The 18,749-nt window shown below is 64.8% G+C and carries 18 protein-coding genes; 10 read left to right on the forward strand and 8 right to left on the reverse strand.

Annotated elements, in window-relative coordinates:
• The first annotated feature begins 19 nt into the window (after window positions 1-19).
• The 3 genes from queF (at window position 20) to DCG74_RS25420 (ending at window position 2,090) form a co-directional block, all read left to right on the forward strand.
• Window positions 20-472, forward strand: coding sequence for a preQ(1) synthase (queF, locus tag DCG74_RS25410; protein ID WP_061881832.1), 453 nt, complete (start codon window positions 20-22; stop codon window positions 470-472).
• 15 nt (window positions 473-487) lie between these two features.
• Window positions 488-1,288 (forward strand): extracellular solute-binding protein, encoded by an 801-nt coding sequence (locus DCG74_RS25415; RefSeq protein ID WP_172783628.1) that lies wholly within the window; start codon window positions 488-490, stop codon window positions 1,286-1,288.
• 160 nt (window positions 1,289-1,448) lie between these two features.
• Window positions 1,449-2,090 (forward strand): glutathione S-transferase family protein, encoded by a 642-nt coding sequence (locus tag DCG74_RS25420; protein WP_172783627.1) that lies wholly within the window; start codon window positions 1,449-1,451, stop codon window positions 2,088-2,090.
• A 40-nt stretch (window positions 2,091-2,130) separates the two neighbouring features.
• Here the strand turns inward: DCG74_RS25420 and glsA are convergent, their stop codons facing one another.
• Both glsA and DCG74_RS25430 read right to left on the reverse strand, forming a co-directional pair.
• Window positions 2,131-4,005: a glutaminase A gene (glsA, locus tag DCG74_RS25425; protein ID WP_172783626.1), complete on the reverse strand. Its 1,875-nt coding sequence runs from the start codon at window positions 4,003-4,005 to the stop codon at window positions 2,131-2,133.
• A gap of 176 nt (window positions 4,006-4,181) precedes the next feature.
• Entirely contained in the window at window positions 4,182-5,435 is a 1,254-nt protein-coding gene (locus DCG74_RS25430) for a cyclase family protein (protein ID WP_257187434.1), read from the reverse strand.
• Between DCG74_RS25430 and DCG74_RS25435 the strand changes: the two genes are divergently transcribed.
• Together DCG74_RS25435 and DCG74_RS25440 are read left to right on the forward strand one after the other, a co-directional pair.
• A complete protein-coding gene (locus DCG74_RS25435; RefSeq protein ID WP_246708707.1) occupies window positions 5,387-5,914 on the forward strand; it encodes a GTP-binding protein in 528 nt (175 codons plus the stop codon). The two genes, DCG74_RS25430 and DCG74_RS25435, sit on opposite strands and share 49 nt — an antisense overlap.
• The gene (locus DCG74_RS25440) at window positions 5,817-6,455 is read left to right on the forward strand and encodes a GTP-binding protein (RefSeq protein WP_246708706.1); all 639 of its coding nucleotides are present in this window, start codon (window positions 5,817-5,819) and stop codon (window positions 6,453-6,455) included. Before DCG74_RS25435 ends, DCG74_RS25440 begins: the two co-directional genes overlap by 98 nt.
• 57 nt (window positions 6,456-6,512) lie before the next feature.
• Here DCG74_RS25440 and DCG74_RS25445 read toward each other — a convergent pair whose 3' ends face one another.
• The 3 genes from DCG74_RS25445 to DCG74_RS25455 all read right to left on the reverse strand — a co-directional run bounded on the left by DCG74_RS25445 (window position 6,513) and on the right by DCG74_RS25455 (window position 9,034).
• Window positions 6,513-7,724, reverse strand: a complete 1,212-nt coding sequence (locus tag DCG74_RS25445; RefSeq protein ID WP_172783624.1) for an MFS transporter — start codon at window positions 7,722-7,724, stop codon at window positions 6,513-6,515.
• A complete protein-coding gene (kdsA, locus tag DCG74_RS25450; RefSeq protein ID WP_172783623.1) occupies window positions 7,724-8,587 on the reverse strand; it encodes a 3-deoxy-8-phosphooctulonate synthase in 864 nt (287 codons plus the stop codon). The genes DCG74_RS25445 and kdsA overlap by 1 nt, the downstream gene beginning before the upstream one ends.
• Window positions 8,588-8,707: 120 nt before the next feature.
• The gene (locus tag DCG74_RS25455; RefSeq protein WP_172783622.1) at window positions 8,708-9,034 is read right to left on the reverse strand and encodes an NIPSNAP family protein; all 327 of its coding nucleotides are present in this window, start codon (window positions 9,032-9,034) and stop codon (window positions 8,708-8,710) included.
• A 212-nt stretch (window positions 9,035-9,246) separates the two neighbouring features.
• Between DCG74_RS25455 and DCG74_RS25460 the strand changes: the two genes are divergently transcribed.
• Window positions 9,247-10,905, forward strand: coding sequence for a hypothetical protein (locus DCG74_RS25460; RefSeq protein ID WP_172783621.1), 1,659 nt, complete (start codon window positions 9,247-9,249; stop codon window positions 10,903-10,905).
• Between the two features lie 34 nt (window positions 10,906-10,939).
• Here the strand turns inward: DCG74_RS25460 and DCG74_RS25465 are convergent, their stop codons facing one another.
• The 3 genes from DCG74_RS25465 to tpiA form a co-directional block, all read right to left on the reverse strand.
• A complete protein-coding gene (locus DCG74_RS25465; RefSeq protein WP_172783620.1) occupies window positions 10,940-12,571 on the reverse strand; it encodes a CTP synthase in 1,632 nt (543 codons plus the stop codon).
• 166 nt (window positions 12,572-12,737) lie between these two features.
• On the reverse strand, window positions 12,738-13,121 hold the full coding sequence (secG, locus tag DCG74_RS25470) for a preprotein translocase subunit SecG (protein WP_172783619.1): 384 nt from the start codon (window positions 13,119-13,121) through the stop codon (window positions 12,738-12,740).
• Window positions 13,122-13,266: 145 nt separating this feature from the next.
• Entirely contained in the window at window positions 13,267-14,025 is a 759-nt protein-coding gene (tpiA, locus tag DCG74_RS25475; protein ID WP_172783618.1) for a triose-phosphate isomerase, read from the reverse strand.
• A gap of 277 nt (window positions 14,026-14,302) precedes the next feature.
• On the opposite strand from tpiA, the gene DCG74_RS25480 reads away from it, so the two are divergent.
• Genes DCG74_RS25480 through moaC form a run of 4 tightly spaced genes read left to right on the forward strand, consistent with a single transcriptional unit; the run spans window position 14,303 to window position 18,594 of the window.
• The gene (locus DCG74_RS25480) at window positions 14,303-16,201 is read left to right on the forward strand and encodes a SurA N-terminal domain-containing protein (protein WP_172783617.1); all 1,899 of its coding nucleotides are present in this window, start codon (window positions 14,303-14,305) and stop codon (window positions 16,199-16,201) included.
• Between the two features lie 14 nt (window positions 16,202-16,215).
• On the forward strand, window positions 16,216-17,229 hold the full coding sequence (gene trpD / locus DCG74_RS25485) for an anthranilate phosphoribosyltransferase (RefSeq protein WP_172783616.1): 1,014 nt from the start codon (window positions 16,216-16,218) through the stop codon (window positions 17,227-17,229).
• An 8-nt stretch (window positions 17,230-17,237) separates the two neighbouring features.
• Window positions 17,238-18,059, forward strand: coding sequence for an indole-3-glycerol phosphate synthase TrpC (gene trpC / locus DCG74_RS25490; protein WP_172783615.1), 822 nt, complete (start codon window positions 17,238-17,240; stop codon window positions 18,057-18,059).
• Window position 18,060: 1 nt separating this feature from the next.
• Window positions 18,061-18,594 carry a cyclic pyranopterin monophosphate synthase MoaC gene (gene moaC, locus DCG74_RS25495; RefSeq protein ID WP_172783614.1) on the forward strand — a complete coding sequence of 178 codons (534 nt, stop codon included), beginning with the start codon at window positions 18,061-18,063 and terminating at the stop codon, window positions 18,592-18,594.
• Window positions 18,595-18,749: the final 155 nt, after the last annotated feature.

Genomic DNA, 18,749 nt, shown 5'->3' on the forward strand with positions numbered 1-18,749 from the left:
GTAAAAGGATGTGACGACGATGGCGAAAAAATCCCTCCAACTCGGCCGCGCGGTCGAGTGGCCGCACACGCCGGAAGAAGCCCAGCTCGACCGCGTGCCCAATCCGCAGAAAGGCACGGACTATCTGGTCCGCTTCACCGTGCCGGAATTCACCTCGCTCTGCCCGGTCACGGGCCAGCCGGATTTTGCGCATCTGATGATCGACTACGCGCCGGGGGCGTGGCTGCTGGAATCGAAATCGCTCAAGCTCTACATCGCGAGCTTCCGCAATCACGGCGCCTTCCACGAGGACTGCACCGTGATGATCGGCAAGCGCATCGCTTCCGAGATCAAGCCGAAATTCTTGCGCATCGGCGGCTATTGGTATCCGCGTGGCGGCATCCCGATCGACGTGTTCTGGCAGACCGGCCGCGTGCCGAAGGGCCTGTGGGTGCCTGAGCAAGGCGTCGCGCCCTATCGCGGACGGGGCTAGTTGGAGACGACGACGATGACATCAATCTCCGCAACATTCCGTAACTTTGCGCTAGGCGTCCTCGGCGTCCTCTTGCTGACCGGCACATCGGATGCCGCTGAGGTGCGGGTGATGATCTCCGGCGGACTGACGGCCGCCTACAAGGCGCTCGTGCCGGAATTCGAGAAGGCCACGGGCAACAAGGTGCTCACGGAATACGGGCCGTCGATGGGAACGACCGCCAACGCGATTCCCGTCCGGCTCGAGCGCGGCGAGCCGGCCGACGTCCTGATCATGGTGGGCTATGCCCTGAGCGACCTCGCGAGCAAAGGCAAGGTCGTCGCCGGCAGCCAGGTCGATCTCACGAGGTCACCGATCGGAATCGCGGTGAAATCGGGCGCGCCGAAGCCGGACATCAGCTCGGCCGATGCCGTCAAACGCGCGCTGCTGGCGGCGAAGACGATCGCCTATTCCGACAGCGCCAGCGGCGTCTACGTCTCGACCGAGATGTTCGACAAGCTCGGCATTGCCGACGTCATGAAGGACAAGGCCCGCAAGATTCCGGCAACGCCGGTCGGCGAGATCGTCGCGCACGGCGAGGCCGAACTCGGCTTTCAGCAGATCAGCGAATTGAAGCCCGTCAAGGGCATCGACATCGTCGGACCGCTGCCGGACGAATTGCAGAAGATTACGATCTTCTCGGCTGGGATTGCGACGGGCGCGAAGGAGCCGGACGCTGGCCGCGCCTTGATAAACTTCCTCGCCTCCCCCGCCGCGCGCGACGCGATCATCGCGAGCGGGATGGAGCCGATTCCGGCGGCTGACGGGGCGAAGTGAGACAACCCGGCCCGTGTCCGGACGCGGTGCAGCGTGAAACGCTGCGCCGCTGGCGCGGACCCGGCGCGACGAATTTCTGGACCCCATAGCAGATCGACGTTGCGCGCGTGGCTTACCTCTGCGAGTCAGTATATCTAGCCCAATCTAGGAACGCTTAGCTATGCTCACCGTCTATGGCGAAGGTCGTGGCTTCCGTGTTGTTTGGCTGCTTGAGGAATTGGGGTTGGCTTATCGGCTGCGCCCGGTCGATCTGCTGGCAGCCGAGGTTGATCGCGATTTCCTCGCGATCAACCCCGCCGGCTTCATTCCCGCACTGCAGGACGGCGAGACGATCATGGTCGAGTCGATCGCGATTCTTGAGTACCTGCTTGCCCGCCACGGCTCAGGTTCGCTTGCCGTCGCCCCGGACGATCCCGCGTTCGCTTCCTATCTGCAATTTCTCCACTTGGGCGAGGCCGGGCTCGCCGGACCGATGAACGCCGTCTTGGTCGGTCGCCAACTGGCACCCGAAGCCGAGCGAAATGCCCGAGTTACCTGCTGGGCGCTCGAGACCTTCGAGAGCCGCCTGGGGTTGGTGATCCGCCGCCTCGCGGAGTGCCCCTATCTCGCTGGCGACCGATTCACTGCTGCCGATATCTCGGTGAGCTACGCCCTCCTGCTCGGCCTGCGAACTGGCAACTACGTCCCCGGTTCTACCGAGCGGGACTATCTCGCTCGCACGACGGCACGCCCTGCCTACGCCCGAGCGATGGAAAGCTGCCAGGCCACCAAGGCTTGGGCAGCGAGATCACCGGGATTGTAGTGCTCGAGCCCGCTCCTGCCCAAGCTTACGAGTTGACGGCCTAGTACGCGCTCAGGAGATCGACCTTCGCATTCGCCAGCACCAGCCGCCGCGCCAGGATCGCGGCGAGGTTGCGCATGATCTTCAACGACGTTTCCGGGTGCAGCCGGCGGTAATCGGCAAAGCTGTCGAGCGGCAGTTCGAGGCAGGTGACGGGCGTGTCGGCCAAGACGTCGGCGCTGCGGCTTTGCTCCAGGATCGCCATCTCGCCGAATTCCATGCCGGGGCCGAGGGAAGCGAGCCGAACGCCGCTGCGCAGCTTCACGCTGACCATGCCGCTCTGGAGAAAGAACAGCGAATTGGCGGGCTCGCCTGCCGCGATGATGCGCTGGCCGGCCGCGTAATGCCGCGTGGTCGACAGCTTGATGATCGCGGCGATCTCCTCGGCGTCGAGCTCGGCCAGCAGCGCCTGCTCGCCGAGATGCGCGCTCTCCTTGAGATCGGTGAAGCCGCCGAAGCGGTAGATCACCTGGTCTTCGGCCCATTCGATGGCATCGTCGAGCAGTGCGAAGCGGCGCAGCCGGCGCGGCTCGGCGGTGCGCGCGGCGATCGCGCGCCACACCGCGGAGGTGCCCTCGAAGCCGGACAGAATGGTCGTGGCGCCGGCATTGCCGAGCGCAGTCAGCGTCTCGCCGAGCAGCTCGGCGCCGGCAGCGGTGATGTCGGGGACGCGGCGGAAATCGATGATCAGCAGCGGTGCGTTCGGCGGCTCGCTGGTGAGCCGCCGGGTGACGTAGTCGATGGTGGCGAAATTCATCGCACCGACCAGCTCGAGCACGCGGATGTCGCTGTGTCGTTCGTCGAGGATCTGCTGCTCGTGTGGCTGGCGGCTGCGGCGCGAGGAAATGCCGTAGACGTCGTAATCCGCCATGATGCTGGTGCGGACGTCGGCGTTGCGATTGAGCATGTGCAGGTCGAACCGCGCCGACAGCGCCTCGCAGACCTTCAGGCCGCGCACGCTGTTGAAATGGTTGTCGAGCAGCGGCGAGAAGGTGCCGAGCCCGAGCTGCGAGGGCAGCGCCGCGACGATGCCGCCACCGACGCCGCTCTTGGCGGGAATGCCGACGCGATAGGTCCACTCACCGGCATAGTCGTACATGCCTGAGCTCGTCATCACCGAGAGCGTGCGCGCGACGATATGCGGCGTGATCACCTGCACGCCCGTCACCGGATTGATGCCCCGATTGGCGAGCGTTGCCGCCATCACCGCGAGGTCGCGCGCGGTGACCAGGATCGCGCATTGGCGGAAATAGACGTCGAGCACGGCATCGACGTCGTCGGGCAGCACCGCGTAATTCCGCAGCAGCCACGCAATTGCCCGGTTGCGGTTGCCGGTCGCAGTCTCCGAAGCGTGCACGGCCTCGTCGACGCCCAGCTCGCGGCCGGCGAACGCGCTGAGCTTGGCGCGGACGCGCTCGAAGGCGCCCTTCCCTTCGACCTCATAGATCAGGCCCGAGCAGGCGATCGCGCCGGCATTGACCATGGGGTTGAAGGGACGGTTGTCGTTGGTGAGCCGGATCGAGTTGAAGGCCTCGCCGCTCGGCTCGACACCGATCGTGGCCGAGACGCGCGCCTCGCCGACCATCTCCAGCGCCAGCGCGAAGACGAAGGCTTTGGACACCGACTGGATCGTGAACGGCACCTCGCTGTCGCCGACCTCGTAGACATGGCCGTCGATGGTGACGAGCGCGATGCCGAAATGATCGGGATTGGCGCGCTTCAGCTCGGGAATGTAGTCGGCAAGCTCGCCGGAATTGTCGGTCCGGAATTCGGCGTGGCAATCGGTGAGGAAGCGCCGCAGCGGCGGCTTGGTGGGATATCCGGTCGAGCGGGCTGGACCGGCTGCGCTGGCCGAATGACTGGTCTGGACGTCCACGGTCTCACACCTCGATTTGCCCAGAATCGAAGCAATTCGTGTGCCATGTATACCGGGCCGATGGTGTCGTGGTGGGGAGCAATGCCGCCCTGGCCGCGCCCTATCGCGAACGGGTGATTGGGCGGCCCTTCGCGTGATGGGCGGGGAAGTCCCGCCCACCCGCTTTTTTGTCCGCGTCAGGTGATCGCGATCGGACAGCCATTGCTGCCGGTAGCGCCTTTGATCGGCGATGGCGTGAAGCAGTAGACGAACTGGTACTTCTTGTCGGCAATCAACTCGTCAAAGATCAGGTTCTCGTGGTTGAGGATGCCGTGCTTGGTCTGCAATTCGGCGTGAACCACGAAGGCGAGCGACTTGTCCGGATTGGGCACCACTTCGACCGCCCAGGTGTCAGCCGCAGTCAGCGCAAGATCCTTCTCGATGATCCACTTCGCGGCATCGAGGCCGATTCCGGGCTCGCCGCTATTGAAGCGATCATTGTTCTTCATCCACAGGGAGCCCCAGCCGGTGTGGAACATGATCGCATCGCCTGGCTTGATGTCGCTCTCCGCGATGCTTTGCTTCGCAAGCGCCGCCTTGATATCGGCCGAGGTGATCTCTTGGCCCGCGTCCATCATGCCGCCCTTCAGCGCGACCATATCGATCAGGTGGGCGCGTGTGAACAGCGGCTTGAGCTTCTCGGCGCCAAGCTTCTTCAGGCCGTAGGCGTCGCTGATCTCAGCGGCGCTGAAGCCGTTGTAGAAGCGCATCTCGCTCTTGTCGCCGTCCTTACCCAGCTGGATACCGATATGGCCGAGCCCGTCGAATTGTGTACCGGTCTGGCCGATTTCGGTGGCGAGAAACTCGTCGTGATAGACGAGCTTGTTGTCGCCGAACGGGCCGCCAGTCGGCCCGCCGGGAATGCGCAATGAGAATGCGCGGGCGCCAAACAACGGCATGCCTTGCTCGTAAACGCGGCCGATCTTGTAGATCTTGCCATCCTTGATCCACTTCACGGCATCGAGAACCTTCGCCGGCGTGATGTGGTTCGACGCGCCGGCCTCGTCGTCTTTGCCCCATTTCGAGGGCCACCAAGGCTTGTCCACACCCTTTGGCATCGCTGCGGTTTGAGCCTGCGCCGCGGCAATCGGTGCGAGTGAGAACTTGCCGTGCATCGCACCTGCGAATGCCGCCCCAGCCGCACCGGCAATGCCTGCCGTGCGGAGCAAGGTCCGCCGATCGGTCGCGGCACCGCCCTTCTCTTCATCGCCTTTGGTATCGTCCATCGTTTCCTCCCGGGGTTTGCCCGCTGAGATCGGGCTTAAGATTCTGTTTTCGGAATGCTCGTCCTCCATTAGGCTGTTGTCCAGCGACAAAAATAAGACCAGGGTTGAGGATGCCGATGAGCCTGTTCGAGAGCGACAAATCCGCCGAGCGGACTCCGGTGTCACTGATCACCGGCTTTCTTGGCAGCGGCAAGACGACACTGCTCAACCGCCTGCTGCGCCATGACGCGATGAAGGACAGCGCCGTCGTCATCAACGAATATGGCGAGGTCAGCCTCGACCACCTGCTCGTGGAACGCGTCGACGGCGAAGTCGCCGTGCTTGCGAGTGGTTGTATTTGCTGCACTATTCGCAGCGATCTGGAAGAGACCCTGCGCGCGCTGCTGGTGCGCCGCGATCGTGGCGAGGTACCGCCGTTCCGCAGGATTTTGGTCGAGACAACGGGGTTGGCTGACCCCGCTCCCATTGCTCAGCTGCTGCTGAACAACCCTTTGGTCTCGCATTTTCTGCGGCTAGACACCGTGGTGACGACCGTCGATGCAGTCAATGCAGCGCGACAGCTCGACCGCCAATACGACGGTGAAGCAGGTCGCGCTCGCCGACCGGCTGCTGATCACCAAACGCGATTTGGTCAAGGACACTGACGCATTGGACTTGCGGCTTCGTCGGCTCAATCCTGGCGCCAGGATCGAGAGCGTGGTGCATGGCGAGGTCGATCCGGCCCAATTGTTCGGTGCTGCCCTCATTGATCCCGAAAAGAAGACAGCCGATATCGAGCGCTGGCTCAACGAGCAGGCGTTCGCCGACGTCGCCAAGGCGGCGCATGAGCGCGCCCATCATCACGGTGACGGTCACGCCCATCACGAGCATCACAGCCACGATGCATCGATCCTTAGCTTCATGATCGCATTCGACGATCCCCTTGACTGGATGGCCGTATCGCGCTGGCTCGCGCATCTGCGCGCCACCCGGGGAGAGGACCTCTTGCGGGTCAAGGGCATCTTGAATCTTCGCGATGAAGCGACGCCGATCGCGGTCCATGGCGTCCACCACGTCTTCCATCCGCCGGTGGCGCTTGCAAAATGGCCCGATGCCGACCGCCGTTCGCGCATCGTGTTCATCACCCGTGGCATTACGCGCCACGAGGTGCTTGACCTCTGGCAGGAGGCCCACGCGGGCGCCTGAGCGCCACAAAGACCGCTCGCGCAGCTTTTTGAAAGGGCGCTTCTCCCGGACGCGCCCTCAGACGCGCGCGTCGGACGGTGCACGCTGCTTGAGCAGCCGCGCGCAGGCTAGGCCCAGCACCACCATGATCGCGGCGCTTGCGAGCAATGTCGGCACCTTGCCGCCATGCTGCAGCCCGAAGCCGTAGGCGAGCGGGCCCACCGTCTGCCCCATGAAGAAGAAGAACGAATGCAGCGACATCGCCGTCGCGCGCGCCCCGATCGACAGCTCGCTGGCGAACACCTGCAGGCAGCCATGGATCATGTAGAAGCCCCAGCCCATCGCCAGCATGCTGACGAATTGCAGCTTCCAGCCGGGACCGAAGGCGAGCGCGCCGAGCTGCAACGCCACGAGGCTCGCGCCCGCGATCATCATGCCCTTGACGCCGAGCCGCGGCAGCATGCGCGAGACGGTGAGCGTGTAGAGCAACCCGCCGACCGCAAATCCCGCGATCACGATGCCCGCGATCGACAGCGATTTCTCGCCGAGATCGAACAGGAACGCGGCGATGAAGGGAAACAAGCCGAACACGCAGCAGCCTTCGACGAACACGGCCGAATAGCTGTAGCGCGTGTTGGGATTGGAGAAGATCGTGCGGTAGCCCTGCCGCAACGTCCTGAAATCCGTCTTCGGCGGCGCCGTCAGCGCGGCCCCGCGAAATCCTGCCGCAACCGCCACGGCCGCGATCAGCCCGAGCGCGCCGAGGATCACCAGCACGCCGCGCCAGCCGATGAAATCGCCGATGATTCCGCTGGCGGACGAGCCGAGCAGATTGCCGGTCATCGAGCCCGCCATCGTGCGTCCGATCGCAACCTGCCGCTTGGCCGGCGCAACGAGATCAGCGGTGAGGCCGAGCGCGACAGGAAACACGCCGCCCGCGGCGATGCCGGCCAGGATACGGCTTGCGAACAATCCAGAGAAGGAGGTGGCGAGCGCGCCGAGGATGCACGCAACGCCCAGCAGCGCCAGGCACGCCGTCATCAATCGCGCCTTGCCGAACAGGTCGGCGGCCGCTCCGATCGCCGGCTGAACCAGCGCGTAGATCAGGGCAAAGCCGGCCGCGATGCTGGCGGCCGTCGTGATGCTGATCGCGAAATCATCCGCGACATGCGGCAGGACGGGATCGAGCGCGCGCGTCGACAGTGCGGCCGAGAAGCCGGCGAGCGCAATGATGTTGATCGCGGGCGGAAATTTCTGCTCGGACGACGGCCTGGTCACAGGCTGGTGCATCAGCGCGTGGTGCTCTTCGACGGCGTCTTGGCCAGCGCATCGAACGCCATCAATCGCGCGACCAGCCCCTCGAACTCGCGCAGCGGCACCATGTTCGGGCCGTCCGAAGGCGCGCGATCGGGATCGGGATGGGTCTCGATGAAGACGCCGGCAACGCCGACCGCGACAGCTGCACGCGCCAGCACCGGCACGAATTCGCGCTCGCCGCCCGAGGACGTCCCCTTCCCGCCCGGCTGCTGCACCGAATGGGTGGCGTCGAATATGACGGGCGCGCCGGTGGTGCGCGCAAGGATCGGCAGCGCGCGCATGTCGGACACGAGCGTGTTGTAGCCGAACGAGGCGCCGCGCTCGGTGACGAGCACGTTCGGATTGTTCGCGCTCGTGATCTTGGTCACGACGTTGGCCATGTCCCAGGGCGCCAGGAACTGGCCCTTCTTGACGTTGACGACCTTGCCGGTCGCAGCCGCCGCCAGCAGCAGATCGGTCTGCCGGCACAGGAAGGCCGGAATTTGCAGGATGTCCACCGCCTGCGCCACCTCGGCACATTGCGTGGCTTCGTGCACGTCGGTCAGCACGGGCAAGCCGAGCGAGGATCGGATCTCCGCGAAGATCGGCAGCGACTGCGCAAGGCCCAGCCCGCGCGCCGCCGCCGCGCTGGTGCGGTTGGCCTTGTCGAACGAGGTCTTGTAGACGAGGCCGATGTTCAGCCGCGCCGCGATCTCCTTCAGCGCGGAGGCGACCTCCAGCGCATGTTCGCGGCTCTCCAGCTGGCAGGGTCCAGCAATGACCGAGATCGGCAGATCATTGCCGAATTTGATCCTGCCGATGGTGACGACCGGCGCCGCTGACGTCGAAGAGCTCAAGGCAAATCCCTCGTTTCGGTGCGACCATAGCCGCCATGAGGGTCGGATCAACCCTCTTCCGCCCGGGCGGTCCGAATATCAGGGTTGCGCCAGGGTTCCCCCCAGCCGCGCTGGCGTTGGCTATTTCACCGCCGAGAAAGCGGTCGGCGCCAGGATCTGGCTGACGATATTGGCAACGATCTGCCCGTCGGATTCGCTCTCGGCGCGGGCCTTCATCCAGTCCGGATCGGTCATGAACGCGGCCCACTTCTTCTCGCGCTCGGCGAGGGAGCCCCAAGCGAGGAAATAGGTCAGCTCCTGGTTGGATTCACCGATCACAGTCGTGAAGAACCCCGCCTGCTTGATGCCGTGCTTCTCCCAGATCTTCAGCGTGGCAGCCTCGAACCGCTTGAGCAATGCCGGCAGGCGGCCGGGCAGGCAGCGATAGACGCGCATTTCGTAGATCATTCATGGTCCTCCCTGACAGGAGCGGCGGTTATACCCGCTGACCACAACTCTGTCTTGAGCCTCGCCCGGGCGCCCCTCATGGCGTTTCGTGCATAGCTCGATAGCAGGGGGCCGGCGCTCTTGATAATGTGCGCGCGGTCCTGGCGTATCAGCCGCCGACGGCCCGAGAGCAATCGGCGAAACGACCGAAGCGATCAAAGGAGGCAGAGGCAATGACCTATTTTGATCTCGGACCGTACAGCCGCAAAATCACCACGACTTCGCCTGATGCGCAGCTCTGGTTTGACCGAGGGCTCAACTGGGTGTTCGGATTCAACCACGGCGAGGCGATCAAATGTTTTCGCAAGGCGCTCGAGTTCGATAACAGCTGCGCCATGGCGCACTGGGGCATCGGCTACGCCGCGGGTCCCAACTACAACCTGCCCTGGGTCCGCTATGACGCACAAGGCCGTCAATTGGCGCTCGCTGCATCATACGATGCGACGCAGGACGCACTCGCGCAGGCGGAAACGGCAAGCCCGGTCGAGCAAGCGCTGATCCGCGCCCTGTCTGCGCGCTATCCGCAGCGTGAAGCGATCGAGGACATGGCGCCGTGGGACAAGGCCTTCACGCGAGAGATGCGAAAGGTTTTCGCCACGTATCCCGACGATCTCGAGGTCCGAGCCATCTTTGCCGAATCGATCATGAACGAAACGCCGTGGCTGATGTGGGACCTTGAGTCTGGAGAACCCACCAAGGGCGCCGGCACCGAGGAATGCAGGGCCGTGCTCGAACAAGCTTTCGATCGATGGCCGGCTGCGTGGAATCATCCGGGACTGCTTCATCTCTACGTCCATCTCATGGAGATGTCGCCCTTCCCGCAACGGGCGATGCGGGCTGGCGACCGGCTGCGCGCGATCGTCCCCGATAGCGGCCATCTGATCCACATGCCGACGCATCTCGACGTGCTGTGCGGGCAATACAACGACGTCCTGCTCTACAATCAGAAGGCGCTGACGACCGACCGCAGGTTCCTCGCTTATTCGGACGATCCGGGTGTCTACCTGGTCTATGTCATCCACAACTTCCACTTTGCCATCTACGGCGCGATGTTCCTGGGTCAATACGCCCCCGCTATCGCAGCGGCCGAGGAACTCATTGCCACCGTGCCCGAGCCAGTGCTGCGCATTCAATCGCCCCCCATGGCGGACTTCCTGGAAGGCTATTTGACGATGAAGCAGCACGTTCTCGTGCGTTTCGGCAAATGGCACGACATCATTGCCCAACAGCTGCCGGAGGATCGCGAGCTATACTGCTCGGTGACGGCGATGATCCACTACGCCAAGGCGGTGGCTCATTCGGCGCTTGGCCACGTCACTGAGGCCGAAACTGAGAAAGCGTTGTTCGCACAGGCGAAGACGCGCGTGCCGGAGAGCCGGCTCGTGCACAACAACAATGTCGTCGCCCTGCTCGGCGTGGCCGAAGCCATGTTGAATGGCGAACTGGAATATCGCAAAGCCAACTACGACTTTGCGTTCGCTGAGCTGCGCAGATCGGTCGCGCTCAGCGACGCCCTGCCCTATGACGAGCCGTGGGGATGGATGCAGCCACCGCGTCACGCACTCGGCGCGCTGCTCCTGGAGCAGGGACGGATCGAGGAAGCCGAAGCGGTGTACCGTTCCGATCTCGGCCTCGATGGAAAGCTGAGCCGGGCCTGCCAGCATCCCGATAATCTGTGGTCGCTTCACGGCTTGCACGAATGTCTCATGCGGCGTGGCGACAAGGCCGAGAGGCCGCTGATCAAGCAGCGACTTGACCTCGCCCAGTCGCGGGCGGAGGTGCCGATCAAGGCATCTTGCTTCTGCCGCAGGATGGACATCGCGGCCGCGTAGCCGGACGTGACTTCGTCAGGGAAGACCGAGCCGGCTACACCAGCCGGCTCTGCACCATCGCCGCCTGAATGAACGAGGCGAACAGCGGATGCGGCTCGAACGGCCGCGACTTCAGCTCGGGGTGGAACTGGACGCCGATGAACCAGGGATGATCCTCGTATTCGACGATTTCAGGCAGCACGCCGTCGGGCGAGAGCCCTGAGAATTTCAGGCCGTGCTGCTCGAGGCGGTCCTTGTAGGCGGTGTTGACCTCGTAGCGATGGCGGTGACGCTCGGAGATTTCGGTCGCGCCGCCATAGACCTGCGAGACGCGGCTGCCGCGGTTGAGCGCTGCCGGATAGGCGCCAAGCCGCATCGTGCCGCCGAGGTCGCCCGCCTGCGAGCGCTTCTCGAGCTCGTTGCCGCGCAGCCACTCCGTCATCAGGCCGACCAGGGGCTCCTTGGTCGGGCCGAACTCGGTGGAGTTGGCGTCCTCGATGCCGACCAGGTTTCGCGCGGCCTCGATCACCGCCATCTGCATGCCGAAGCAGATGCCGAAATACGGCACGTCGCGCTCGCGCGCGAACTGCGCCGCCTTGATCTTGCCTTCGGCGCCGCGCTGGCCGAAGCCGCCGGGCACCAGGATGCCGTTGACGTGCTCGAGGAACGGCGCCGGATCTTCCTTCTCGAAGATCTCGCTCTCGATCCAGTCGAGATTGACCTTCACCTTGTTGGCGATGCCGCCATGCGAGAGCGCCTCGATCAGCGACTTATACGCATCCTTCATGCCGGTATACTTGCCGACGATGGCGATGGTGACGTTGCCTTCGGGGTTGCGGATGCGCTCGTTGATCTGCTGCCAGCTGCGCAGCTCCGGCGGAATCCGCGAGGCGATGCCGAAGGCGGCGAGCGCTTCGTCGTCGAGGCCCGCATTGTGATAGGCCTCGGGGACCGCATAGATGTTGTCGACGTCGCGCGCCTCGATCACGGCGCTTTCGCGCACGTTGCAGAACAGCCCGAGCTTGCGCCGCTCTTCCTTCGGGATCTCGCGGTCGGTGCGGCAGAGCAGGATGTCCGGCTGGATGCCGATCGAACGCAGCTCCTTCACCGAGTGCTGCGTCGGCTTCGTCTTCAATTCGCCGGCGCTCGGAATATAGGGCAGCAGCGTCAGATGGATGTAGACGGCATGGTCGCGCGGCAGCTCGTTCTTGAGCTGGCGGATCGCCTCGAAGAACGGCAGGCCCTCGATGTCGCCGACGGTGCCGCCGATCTCGACCAGCACGAAGTCGTAATCGTCATTGCCGTCGAGAACGAATTCCTTGATGGCGTTGGTGACGTGCGGAACCACCTGGATGGTCGCGCCGAGATAATCGCCGCGGCGCTCCTTGGAGATGATGTCCTGGTAGATGCGTCCCGTGGTGATGTTGTCGGCCTTGGTCGCCGGCCGGCCGGTGAAGCGCTCGTAGTGACCGAGATCGAGATCGGTCTCCGCGCCGTCATCGGTCACGAACACTTCGCCGTGCTGATACGGCGACATCGTTCCGGGATCGAGGTTGAGATAGGGGTCGAGCTTGCGGAGGCGGACCTTGTAGCCCCGGGCCTGCAGCAGGGCACCCAGTGCCGCCGAAGCCAAACCCTTGCCGAGCGAAGAAACCACGCCGCCGGTGATGAATATGTACCGCGCCATGGGACTTAACCTCTAATCCCTCGAATTCGATTCGCCAAAGCGATTCGTATTCCGCCCCAAAGATTTTGCGGGCCTGTGGGTGATCCAGAACTGAGAGTGGTGACAGTGCCTTGATGGGGATTGTTGATGCAGGACGGTAGCCATCGCCCTGCATGGCCCCCCTGCTTTATTGCGAGCGTGGCACCTGAGGACCGGTCGGAGCCGGTGCTTGCTGCTGCTCGTCGGCCTTCTTCAGCGAATCCAGGATGCCGCCCGAGGTCGGCGGCGCGATCGGCGATCCGCCGGCCGGCTGGGTCTGCGCGGGCTGGCCGATGATCGACGACGGCTTGCGGTCGTAACCGGCATACCAGGACAGGAACAGGCTGGTGAGAAAGAAGCCGACCGCCAGGATCGCCGTGGTCCGAGTCAGCAGGTTCGCCGTGCCGCGGCTGGACATGAAGCCCGCGCCGCCGCCCATGCCGAGCCCGCCGCCTTCCGACTTCTGGAGCAGGACGGCACCGATCATGACGGCGACGATCATGAGGTGGATGACGATGACAACGGTCTGCATGATATCCTTCCGTCACAAGCGGGCGGCGCCTGACGGCGGCCGATCGCGCTTCGCGGGTTTTCCTGAAGTTGCGCGGTGTTACACGATCGGACGTGGCAATGCCACCCCCGATCGGGCCCGGACCCACGGTTCGGGTTGGCAGCGCTTAGTTAGGACAGCCCTTGGCTATGGCAAGGAAATCGGCCGCTTTCAGGCTGGCGCCGCCGACCAGGGCACCGTTGACGTTTTTCACCGCCATCAGCTCGGCTGCGTTCGAGGGCTTGACCGAGCCGCCGTAGAGAATCCGCATCCCGGCCCCCTCGCCCTTGAACCTGGAGATCAGGAGCTCCCGGATAAAGCCATGAATCTGCTCGACATCCTGGGCCGTGGGGGTCAGGCCCGTGCCGATCGCCCAGACCGGCTCATAGGCCACGACCAGATTGGCGGCGGTGGAGGCATCTGGGAGCGAGCCCTGGAGCTGGCCGCGCAGGATGTCCAGGGTCTGACCCGCATCGCGCTGGCCCTGCGTTTCGCCGATGCAGACGATCGCAATGGCCTCGGCGCGCCAGGCCGCCTCGGCCTTCTGCCGGATCAGCGCATCGCCCTCGCCGTGGTCGGCGCGGCGCTCGGAATGCCCGACAATAACGGCCGTTGCGCCTGCATCCACGAGCATTTCGGCAGCGATATCGCCGGTATGGGCGCCGGAGGCCTTGGGATGGCAGTCCTGGGCCCCGACCGCAACCTTCTTGCCGCGCGCCTTCTCGGCAAACGCCACAATCAGGGTCGCCGGCGGGCAGACCAGCAGGTCGGCCTTGCCAGCCACGTCTGCCGCGCCGTTGAGCATGGCGTCGAATTCGGCAGCCTGGGCCTTCAGGCCGTTCATTTTCCAGTTGCCGGCGATCAGCGGTCGGATGGCGTCGGTCATGTCAGTTTCCAGCGATACGGGGTTTGTTCATGCGCTAGCAGAGGACCTGCCGCAGTTCCAGATTCTTGTTTTGACGCGTTTTCGTGGCGCGAACCGGGCTCCGCTTCGCTTGAAAACGCTTTGGGACTCTTAACCGCAGCTTCTCGCCGTCGCATGAGGCGAGGTTGCGGGGGGAAAGCCGCCACTTTATGATGATCTATCAATTTGGTGACGCGCTTTTGCGGAATCTGCATTAAGACGCGCTCCGTTCCCCTCCTGACCAAACAAGTTGGACCAAATGCTCCGAGGAATGCGTAAGGCCTCATCGAACTGGCTCGGCAAGACCATTATGGCCGTGGTGATGGGCGTGTTGATCGTCAGCTTCGGCATTTGGGGCATCGCCGACATCTTCAAGGGCTTCGGGCAGTCCACGGTGGCCAAGATCGGCCGCACCGAGATTTCGCTCAACGAGTTCCGCCAGATCTACACCGACCGCCTGCAGCAGATCAGCCGCCAGTTCGGCCGCCCGCTGACGCCCGACCAGGCGCGCGCCTTCGGCCTGGATCGCCAAGTGTTGCAGCAGACCATTGCCGAGGCCGCCCTCGACGAAGAGGCGCGCCGGCTCGGACTTGGCCAGTCCGACGAGCAGATCCGCCAGCTCATCATGAACGATCCCAACTTCAAGGGCGTCGGCGGCAATTTCGACGCGAACCGCTTCCAGGCCTTGATCCGCAACTTCGGCTACACCGAACAGCGCTATGTCGCCGAGCAGCGCAAGGTGTCACTGCGCCGGCAGATCACCGGCACGGTCGGTGCCGGCCTCGAGCCGCCCAAGGCCATGATCGACGTGTTGACGCGGTTCCAGAACGAGCAGCGCGCCATTGAATTCGTCAAGCTCGATGCCGCGCAGGCCGGCACCATCGAGGCGCCCTCGCCCGAAGCCCTCGCGACCTATTTCGAGGACCACAAGGTCCAGTTCCGCGCGCCCGAATATCGCAAGATCGCCTTCGTCGTGATCTCGCCGGAAGAAATCGGCAAATGGACCGAGGTCTCCGATGAGGACGCCAAGAAGATGTTCGAGCAGCGCAAGGACCGGCTCGGCACGCCGGAGAAGCGCCAGATCCACCAGATCGTGTTTCCCAACGAGGCCGAGGCCAAGGCGGCACGCGAGCGCCTCGCCGGCGGAATGTCGTTCGAGGATCTCGGCAAGGAGCGCGGGCTGAGCGCTTCCGACGTCGATCTCGGACTGGTGGCCAAGTCGACGCTCGATCCTGCGGTCGGGACTGCTGCCTTCGCGCTTCCGGCCGGTGAGATCAGCCAGCCGATTCAGGGCGCCCTCGGCACCTCGATCGTCAAGGTCGACAAGATCGAGCCGGGCAACGAGGCCGATTACGCCAAGCTCGCCGGCGACATCAAGCGCGAGATCGCGACTGAGCGCGCGCGGCTCAAGGTCGCCGATCTCCGCGACAAGATGGAAGACGAGCGCGGCGGCGGCTCCAGCGTCATCGACGCGGCGCAGAAGCTCGGCCTCACTGCCGTGACCATCGAAGCCGTCGACCGCTCCGGCCGCGCCCCGAACGGCCAGCCGATCGCCAACATCCCGCAAGGCCTCGACGTGGTGTCGCAGGCCTTCAACACCGACGTCGGCGTCGACAACGACGCGATCTCGTTCAAGGGTGGTTATGTCTGGTACGACGTGCTCGCCATCACGCCCTCGCGCGACCGCAATCTCGACGAGGTCCGCGACCAGGTCGAGGCGCGCTGGCGCCAGGACCAGATCGCGACCAAGCTGAAGGCCAAGGCGACCGAGATGGTGCAGAAGCTCGAAGCGGGCGGCAAGCTCGCCGACGAGGCCGCCGCGATCGGCGCCAAGGTCGAGACCGCGACCGGCTTCAAGCGCGACGACTCGCCCTCCGGCGTGCCCGGCACCGTCGTGGCGGCGGCCTTCCGCACCGCCAAGGATGGCATCGGACAGACGGCCGTGAGCGGCGGCAGCGAGATGATCGTCTTTCGCGTCACCGAGATCATCGATCCCGCGGTCGACTTGGCCTCGGACGCGGTCAAGAAGCTGAAGGAGAGCCTCGACCGCGCTCAGACCGAGGAGCAGGTCGCTTCCTACGTCAACAAGCTTGAAACCGACATCGGGACCACCATTAATCAGGCCGCCTTCGCGCAGGTGACCGGCGCGAACCAGTGAGTTGAAAGCACGCGATGGACGACCTGAAATCTATCATTGGAAAAGTGGCGACCGGCGCCAGCCTGTCGCGTGACGAAGCCGCTTCCGCCTTCGATGCCATGATGAGCGGCGAGGCCACACCCTCGCAGATGGGCGGGCTTCTGATGGCGCTGCGGGTGCGCGGCGAGACCGTGGACGAGATCACCGGCGCGGTCGCGGCGATGCGCTCGAAGATGCTGACCGTGCAGGCGCCGCCCGAGGCGGTCGACATCGTCGGCACAGGCGGCGACGGCTCCGGCTCGGTCAACGTCTCGACCTGCGCCTCCTTCATCGTCTCGGGCGCCGGCGTGCCGGTGGCCAAGCACGGCAACCGCGCGCTGTCGTCGCGCTCGGGCGCCGCCGACGTGCTGGCCTCGCTCGGGGTGAAGATCGATCTCAAGCCGGGGCAGGTCGGCCGCTGCGTGCGCGAATGCGGCATCGGCTTCATGTTCGCCCCCGCCCACCATCCCGCCATGAAGAACGTCGGCCCGACCCGCGTCGAGCTTGCCACGCGTACGATCTTCAACCTGCTCGGCCCCCTGTCCAACCCGGCCGGCGTGAAGCGGCAGATGGTCGGCGTGTTCTCACGGCAATGGGTGCAGCCGCTGGCGCAGGTGCTCAAGAACCTCGGCTCCGACTCCGCCTGGGTGGTGCACGGCTCCGACGGACTTGACGAGATCACCCTCACCGGTCCGACCTTCGTCTCCGCGCTCCACAACGGCGAAATCCGGAATTTCGAGGTGACGCCGGAGGAAGCCGGGCTCCCGCGTTGCGAGGCCGGTGCGCTCAAAGGCGGTGACGCCGACGCCAATGCGATCGCGTTGCAGAGCGTGCTCGACGGCAAGCAGAGCCCCTATCGTGACGTGGCGCTGATCAACGCCGCCGCCGCGCTGGTCGTGGCCGGCCGCGCCAAGGACCTCAAGGAAGGCGTCGCGATCGGCGTCCGCTCGATCGACAGCGGCGCGGCCAACGCGAAGCTGAAGCACCTGGTCGCGGTCTCCAACAGCTGAACTCCCGCATGTCTGACATCCTGACCAAGATCGAGACCTACAAGCGCGAGGAGATCGCGGCGGCGAAGCGCGCGCGTCCGCTCTCCACGGTCGAGGCGCAAGCCAAGGCCGCCTCCGAGCCGCGCGGTTTCCTGCGCGCGATCAAGGCCAAGCACGCCAAGGGCGGCTACGCGCTGATCGCCGAGATCAAGAAGGCCTCGCCCTCCAAGGGTCTCATTCGCTCCGATTTCGACCCGCCGGCACTCGCAAAGGCCTATGAGGCGGGCGGCGCAGCCTGCCTGTCGGTGTTGACCGACACGCCCTCGTTCCAGGGCCATCTCGACTTCATGGTGGCCGCGCGCGAAGCAACCTCACTCCCCGTGCTGCGCAAGGATTTCTTGTTCGATCCCTACCAGGTGGTCGAGGCGCGCGCACACGGCGCCGACTGCATCCTGATCATCATGGCGGCGCTCGATGACGCCGCCGCCAGGGAGCTCGAGGACGCCGCCATCGCCCGTGGCATGGACGTCTTGATCGAGATCCACGACCGCACCGAGCTCGACCGGGCGCTGAAGCTGCGGTCGCCGATGATCGGCGTCAACAACCGCAATTTGCGTACCTTCGAGACCACGCTGGCGACCAGCGAGGCGCTGGCGCCGCTGATCCCCGCGGATCGGCTGATGGTCGGCGAGAGCGGTATCTTCACGTCCGAGGACCTCGCCCGGCTGGAGCGCGTCGGCATGTCGACGTTCCTGGTCGGCGAGAGCCTGATGCGGCAGGCCGACGTCACGGCGGCGACGCGCGCGCTGCTCGCGCGCGAGGCGACGGCGCCCGCGGCGGGCAGGCGCTGAGATGGCGCGCAAGCCAGCAAAGACCAGGTCAGCCAAGACGAAGCAGGCCAAAGCCAAGGCCGGCCCCGCCCTCACCCATATCGGCGCCTCCGGCGAAGCGCGGATGGTCGACGTCTCGGACAAGCCCGCGACGGAGCGGCTTGCGGTCGCCGAGGGACGCGTCGTCATGACCAAGACGACGCTCGATCTGATCGTGTCCGGCAACGCCAAGAAAGGCGACGTGTTCGGCACCGCGCGCATTGCCGGCATCATGGCCGCCAAGCGCACCTCGGAGCTGATCCCGCTCTGTCATCCGCTCGCGCTGTCGAAGGTCATTGTCGACATCGAGCCTGACGCAAAGCTGCCGGGCTGCGTGGTGCGGGCCAGCGTGAAGGTGACGGGACCGACCGGCGTCGAGATGGAGGCGCTCACGGCGGTATCGGTCGCCTGCCTCACCATCTACGACATGATCAAGGCAGTCGAGCGCGGCGTGCGCATCGAGGGCATCCATCTCGTCGAGAAGCTCGGCGGCAAATCCGGCCATTACCGCGTCTGAAGCGGGCTTGCGTTGACGCGCCGCTTTCGCGCCGCGCGCATGGATTGCTTTTGCGCGCGACCGTTCACGTCTCGTTAACCGCGCTTCCTAACTTAACCTCCACACCGCCCCCGTAAACCAACGGGTGTTCTCAGGCTCATGAATTGATCCTGACG

This window comes from Bradyrhizobium sp. WBAH42, from assembly GCF_024585265.1.
Classification (GTDB): Bacteria; Pseudomonadota; Alphaproteobacteria; order Rhizobiales; family Xanthobacteraceae; genus Bradyrhizobium.

What these genes read in the sequence shown, in the direction of transcription:
- DCG74_RS25465 (WP_172783620.1), bottom strand. Translation starts at nt 12,571, where the DNA reads ATGGCGCGGTACATATTCATCACCGGCGGCGTGGTTTCTTCGCTCGGC.
- DCG74_RS25455 (WP_172783622.1), bottom strand. Translation starts at nt 9,034, where the DNA reads ATGATCTACGAAATGCGCGTCTATCGCTGCCTGCCCGGCCGCCTGCCG.
- trpD (WP_172783616.1), top strand. Translation starts at nt 16,216, where the DNA reads ATGGACGACCTGAAATCTATCATTGGAAAAGTGGCGACCGGCGCCAGC.
- DCG74_RS25480 (WP_172783617.1), top strand. Translation starts at nt 14,303, where the DNA reads ATGCTCCGAGGAATGCGTAAGGCCTCATCGAACTGGCTCGGCAAGACC.
- DCG74_RS25435 (WP_246708707.1), top strand. Translation starts at nt 5,387, where the DNA reads ATGAGCCTGTTCGAGAGCGACAAATCCGCCGAGCGGACTCCGGTGTCA.
- DCG74_RS25415 (WP_172783628.1), top strand. Translation starts at nt 488, where the DNA reads ATGACATCAATCTCCGCAACATTCCGTAACTTTGCGCTAGGCGTCCTC.
- queF (WP_061881832.1), top strand. Translation starts at nt 20, where the DNA reads ATGGCGAAAAAATCCCTCCAACTCGGCCGCGCGGTCGAGTGGCCGCAC.
- DCG74_RS25440 (WP_246708706.1), top strand. Translation starts at nt 5,817, where the DNA reads ATGCAGCGCGACAGCTCGACCGCCAATACGACGGTGAAGCAGGTCGCG.
- DCG74_RS25445 (WP_172783624.1), bottom strand. Translation starts at nt 7,724, where the DNA reads ATGCACCAGCCTGTGACCAGGCCGTCGTCCGAGCAGAAATTTCCGCCC.
- trpC (WP_172783615.1), top strand. Translation starts at nt 17,238, where the DNA reads ATGTCTGACATCCTGACCAAGATCGAGACCTACAAGCGCGAGGAGATC.
- tpiA (WP_172783618.1), bottom strand. Translation starts at nt 14,025, where the DNA reads ATGACCGACGCCATCCGACCGCTGATCGCCGGCAACTGGAAAATGAAC.
- DCG74_RS25460 (WP_172783621.1), top strand. Translation starts at nt 9,247, where the DNA reads ATGACCTATTTTGATCTCGGACCGTACAGCCGCAAAATCACCACGACT.
- moaC (WP_172783614.1), top strand. Translation starts at nt 18,061, where the DNA reads ATGGCGCGCAAGCCAGCAAAGACCAGGTCAGCCAAGACGAAGCAGGCC.
- secG (WP_172783619.1), bottom strand. Translation starts at nt 13,121, where the DNA reads ATGCAGACCGTTGTCATCGTCATCCACCTCATGATCGTCGCCGTCATG.
- DCG74_RS25420 (WP_172783627.1), top strand. Translation starts at nt 1,449, where the DNA reads ATGCTCACCGTCTATGGCGAAGGTCGTGGCTTCCGTGTTGTTTGGCTG.